This is a genomic window from Sphingopyxis sp. SCN 67-31 (genome assembly GCF_001725095.1).
In genome coordinates, this window is sequence record NZ_MEFH01000232.1 from 1 (window position 1) to 5,015 (window position 5,015).

General features: G+C 65.6%; 6 protein-coding genes. 4 read left to right on the forward strand and 2 right to left on the reverse strand.

Annotation, left to right across the window (positions count from 1 at the left end; all coding sequences use genetic code 11):
• The coding region (locus tag ABS88_RS24925) for a carboxynorspermidine decarboxylase (RefSeq protein WP_286750923.1) at positions 1–945 on the forward strand (945 nt) is incomplete at its 5' end.
• Positions 946–1,090: 145 nt separating this feature from the next.
• On the forward strand, positions 1,091–2,281 hold the full coding sequence (locus ABS88_RS24930) for a type III PLP-dependent enzyme (protein ID WP_286750924.1): 1,191 nt from the start codon (positions 1,091–1,093) through the stop codon (positions 2,279–2,281).
• 76 nt (positions 2,282–2,357) lie between these two features.
• Here ABS88_RS24930 and ABS88_RS24935 read toward each other — a convergent pair whose 3' ends face one another.
• Both ABS88_RS24935 and ABS88_RS24940 read right to left on the reverse strand, forming a co-directional pair.
• Positions 2,358–2,789, reverse strand: a complete 432-nt coding sequence (locus ABS88_RS24935) for an EF-hand domain-containing protein (RefSeq protein WP_286750925.1) — start codon at positions 2,787–2,789, stop codon at positions 2,358–2,360.
• Positions 2,790–2,880: 91 nt separating this feature from the next.
• Complete coding sequence (locus ABS88_RS24940; RefSeq protein ID WP_286750926.1) at positions 2,881–3,390, reverse strand: hypothetical protein; 510 nt, start codon at positions 3,388–3,390, stop codon at positions 2,881–2,883.
• A 172-nt stretch (positions 3,391–3,562) separates the two neighbouring features.
• Between ABS88_RS24940 and ABS88_RS24945 the strand changes: the two genes are divergently transcribed.
• Complete coding sequence (locus ABS88_RS24945; protein WP_062768383.1) at positions 3,563–4,273, forward strand: response regulator; 711 nt, start codon at positions 3,563–3,565, stop codon at positions 4,271–4,273.
• Positions 4,266–5,015 (forward strand): HAMP domain-containing protein (locus ABS88_RS24950; RefSeq protein WP_286750927.1); only part of this gene is annotated, 750 nt, incomplete at its 3' end. The genes ABS88_RS24945 and ABS88_RS24950, both read left to right, overlap by 8 nt.

A 5,015-nucleotide genomic window follows, 5' to 3' on the forward strand; every position in this document is an offset into this window, starting at 1 on the left:
CTTTACGAAGCCAAGCTCGGCCGCGAGGAATATGGCGGCGAGGTTGCAACCTATTGCGCAGGCTACAAGGAAGCCGATCTGCCCGAAATAGCGGCGCTGTCCGATCATCTGATCTTCAACTCGCCGGGACAGATCGCGCGCTTTCGGCCGCTGCTCGACGAATTGCGCGCCAAGGGCGCGACGTTCGATGTCGGGCTGCGCATCAATCCGCAGCATAGCGAAGGCGATGTCCCCAAATATGACCCCGCGGCGCCGTGCAGCCGGCTCGGCTTTCCGATCAGCCAGCTTTTGCCCGAACATATGGAAGGGGTCGATGGCGTGCATATGCACACGCTGTGCGAACAGGATTTTCCTCCGCTCGCGCGCACCTGGGCGGCGGTTGAACCGATGCTGCGTCCTTTTTTCCGCCAACTCAAATGGATCAATTTCGGCGGCGGCCATCATGTGACGCGCGCCGACTATCAGACGGATGACCTCATCGCCTTCCTGAAACAGGTGCGCGCGTCGACCGATTGCGATGTGATGATCGAGCCCGGCGAAGCCGTCGCACTCGACGCGGGCATCCTCGTCGGAGAAGTCCTTGACCTGTTCGACAATGGCATGGCGATCGGCATCACCGATATCTCGGCGACCTGCCACATGCCCGACGTCATCGAGGCGCCGTATCGCCCGGCGATGCTGGGTGAGGAAAGCACCGGCAAGCCGGTTCGGCTCGGCGGCCCGTCCTGCCTCGCGGGTGATGTGATCGGCGACTACCGCCTGCCGGGCGGCGCGCGCATCGGCCAGCGCTTCGCCTTCCTCGATCAGGCGCATTATTCGATGGTGAAGACGAACACCTTCAACGGCGTCCCGCTGCCGTCGATCTGGCTCTGGGACAGCGAGAGCGACGAACTGACGGAGATACGGCGCTTTTCCTATGAGGATTTCAAAACGCGGCTCGGTTGAACGCCAGAAGTTAACGCGCGGTCCGATAAGGGTCTTTACAGGGGGGACCCCCCGCCATATATGCGCACCCCGCTGCCCCAGGGGGACTTCCAATAACCGCAAGGCAGCCTTTGATGTTTAACGTTAATTTTGGGGGTCCCTTGAGTTGCACCAGCATCATAGCGCCCACGGGCTGATTCAGGCACTTTCGCCGGTCGAACCTGTTACGCTTGTCCGCCCGCACGCCGCGCGGCGCGCAGCGCGTTTCTTCATCGAGCGATTTCCCGGCACGACCATGTATGCGGTCAAGGCGAATCCGTCGCCCGATCTGCTGCGCGTGCTGTGGGATTCGGGCGTCACCCATTATGACGTCGCCTCGATCGCGGAAGTGCGTCTGGTCGCCCGCACGCTGCCCGACGCCACCCTGTGCTTCATGCACCCGGTGAAGGCCGAAGAGGCCGTACACGAAGCCTATTTCAAACATGGCGTGCGCACCTTCTCGCTCGACACGATGGACGAACTTCAGAAGATCGTCCGCGCGACTGAAGGCGCGCAGGATCTCAACCTGCTCGTCCGCCTGCGCGTCTCGTCCGATCATTCGAAGCTGAGCCTCGCCGCCAAATTCGGTGCCGAGCCCGAAGATGTCGCCGAACTGCTGATGGCGACCCGTCAGGCGGCCGATGCTCTGGGCATCTGCTTCCACGTCGGCAGCCAGGCGATGACGCCGCACGCCTATGCGCAGGCGATGGAGCGTGTGCGCGCGGCAATCGTCGCCGCCGCGGTGACGGTCGATATCATCGATGTCGGCGGCGGCTTTCCGTCGTCCTATCCGGGCATGGAGCCTCCGCCGCTCGACGCCTATTTCGACACGATCCACCGCAGCTTCGAGAGCCTGCCGATCAGCTATTCGGCCGAATTGTGGTGCGAACCGGGCCGCGCGCTGTCGGCCGAATATAGCTCGCTGATCGTGCGCGTCGAAAAACGCCGCGGCGAAGAGCTTTATATCAACGACGGTGCCTATGGCGCGCTGTTCGATGCCGCGCATGTCGGTTGGCGCTTCCCCGTTTCGCTGATCCGCGAGACGGCGAGCGACGAGATGACGGCGTTCAGCTTCTATGGTCCGACGTGCGACGACCTCGACCATATGGCCGGCCCCTTCTATCTCCCGGCCGATGTGAAGGCCGGCGATTTCATCGAGATCGGCATGCTCGGCGCTTATGGCTGCGCGATGCGGACGCGGTTCAATGGCTTCGGTGCCGAGGAAACCCACGTCGTCAGCGACGAACCGATGGCGAGCCTCTACACCGGCGAAGTCGAGCAGGAACGCCGCAGCGCGACGGTGACGAAGCTCTTCTGAACCGGCCGAAAAAGCCAAACAAAAAGGGCTGGCGCAGCGATGCGCCAGCCCTTTTCCATTGCGCCTGCAGGTCGGGCTACCGCACTTTCGCCTTTTGCCCCAACGCCTGCAGTTCGACCTTGCTGACCTGATTGTCGCGGTTGCTATCGGCGGCATCGAACATCGGCATCGGCCCGCCGACGAACTCGGCGCGCGAGATGCGACCGTCGCGATTCTTGTCGAAATCGCGGCGGAGCTGCGTCAGGCGATCACTATCCCAGCGCGACCGCGCCAGCGCGGGCAAGTCGTCCTTGCCGAAGTAGCCATCGCCGTTGCGATCCATCTTCGCCCAGCGGCCGACGCGATATTGCTGAAACTCGGCGCGGCTTACGGCGCCGTCGCCGTTGCGGTCGGCGTCGCGCAATTCCTGTGCCGCGCGTTCGAGATCGCCGCGGGGCGCGGCCAGCGCACCTGTGGCCGGGAGAAACGCCGCAAAGGCGGCAAGCGGGAAGACAATCCTGATTCGCATAAATATCCTGATAGCGCTTCGATGCCGTTACGGGAGGGGCGATGGGGACGCCCCTCCCAACCGGGGTGGGTCTGGAGGGGGGAGGCCCCGGTTAACGGCAGGGGATGACGGCGCCCGACGCGTCGGTGCAGGTTCCGCTGTGAACAGGCTTGCCCGTCGCAGGGTCGATCGTCGTCGATCCCGAATAGCTGGTGCCGGTGGTCGAATTGGTGGCGCTCGTCGAACGGCCGCCCGACCAGCTTCCGTCGGCTGCGCGCGCGACGGCGCCGCTGCTGTCGAAGGTGCCGCGCGCACCGGTGGCCGACGCGTTGCCGCTGTGGGTCAGCGAACCGTCGGGGTTGACCGTCGTCGTCGACTGGCGCCTGCCCTTGCTTCCATTGGCGCCGCGGAACGCGCCGCCCGAGCGCGTGGTCACCGATCCATCGCCGTTCTGCACAGCGCCGCGGCCGCGGATCACGCCGCCCTTCGGCCCTGCGCTGCCGGCGACGACGCCGTTCGAACCGCGGGCGCGGAACGAACCCTGCCGGGCCTCGGCGGTGGTAACGGCCGCAAGCGCGGCGGTGGCGACGAAGGCGGTCAAAATGCGGGCGGGGGTGTTCATCGATTTCATCCTTCCTGATGGTGAAGACCAGCGTCCAATGCCCCTGCCCTGTATCGCGGCGATGTCGGCCAAACGCGACTGTGCGGCAAAATGCGACACGGGTGCCGCTTCGACATGCTTTGTCACATCTTTGGCTCTGGCGACGGTGCCACGGGGCTGGCATGTCGGGTCCATGGACGCCAAGGCACCCCGCATCCTGATTGTCGACGACGATCCCGAACTGCGCGCATTGCTCCAGCGCTTTCTGGGCGAGCATGGCTTCGCCGTGCGCGCGGCCGACGGCGGCAAGGCGATGGATATCAGCCTGACGCGCGATCCGGCCGACCTGATCGTGCTCGATCTGATGATGCCGGGCGAAGACGGGCTGGCGATCGTGCGCCGGCTGCGCGAGCGCGGCGAGACGATCCCGATCATCATGCTGACGGCGCGCGGCGATCCGGTCGACCGTGTGCTCGGCCTGGAAATGGGCGCCGACGACTATCTCGGCAAACCTTTTCTCCCGCGCGAGCTCGTTGCGCGCATCAATGCCTTGCTGCGCCGCCTTTCGACCGACCGGGCGACGCTGCGCGACGAGGTGGTAACCGTTGGTCCCTTCGTCATCAATTTTTCTGCGATGTCGGTGCGCCGCGAAGATCAGGCGCTGGCGCTCTCTTCGCGCGAATTCGCGCTGCTCGCCGCGCTCGCGCGGAGCGCCGGGCGGCCGCTCAGCCGCGCGCAGCTGATCGACCGCGCGCTGGGGCGCGATGCCGAGGTGACCGACCGGGCGATCGACGTGCAGATCGGCCGTCTCCGCAAGGCGATCGGCGACGATGCCGCCAATCCTCGCTTCATCCGGACGATATGGGGCGTCGGCTATGTGCTGGCGCCGGGCACCGATGCTTAGGCGGCTGTTCAGCCGCAACGTCGCGATGCTGATCGGCGTCGTGCTGGCAGGGCAATTGCTCGCCGGGCTGCTGGTACAGATATGGGTAATCGGCCCGCAAACGACCCGCGTCGCCGACGTGACCGCCGACATGATCCATGCGCTGTCGACGACAGTGGGAAATCTCCCTGCCGAGCGCCGAGCAGCGGTCATCGCCGATCTCAGCGACGGATCGCGTTTGCTGATCCGCCCGGTTTCCGATCCCCCGACCGACGGGCAGCGTTTTCCGACCTTCATCGAATACAGGTTCATGCGCGCACTCGCCGCGCGCCTGACGACGCAGCACAAGCTCGACTGGATTACCGACACGCGCGGGCGGCTGTGGATCAGACTTGCGCTCGGCCCCGACGATTATTGGGTAAGTGTGACGCCGCCGCGTCGGCGCAGCGCGATGACCAGCCTGCTGGCCGCACTCGCGGCGGCCTTCCTCGTCGCGACAATCGCCGGCCTGTTCCTGCAGCGCCGGCTCGATCGCCCGCTGCGCCGGCTTGCCGCTTCAGTCGACGCCTATGACCCCGAACGCCTGTCGCCGCCCGTTGCGACCGACGGCCCGGCCGAGGTCGCGGCGGTTGCGACCGCCTTCAACCGGCTGACCCAGCGCCTGGCCCGCAACGATGCCGACCGCGCGTTGATGCTCGGCGGCGTAAGTCACGACCTGCGCACCCCGCTTACCCGCCTTCGCCTGTCGCTCGAGATGATCCGC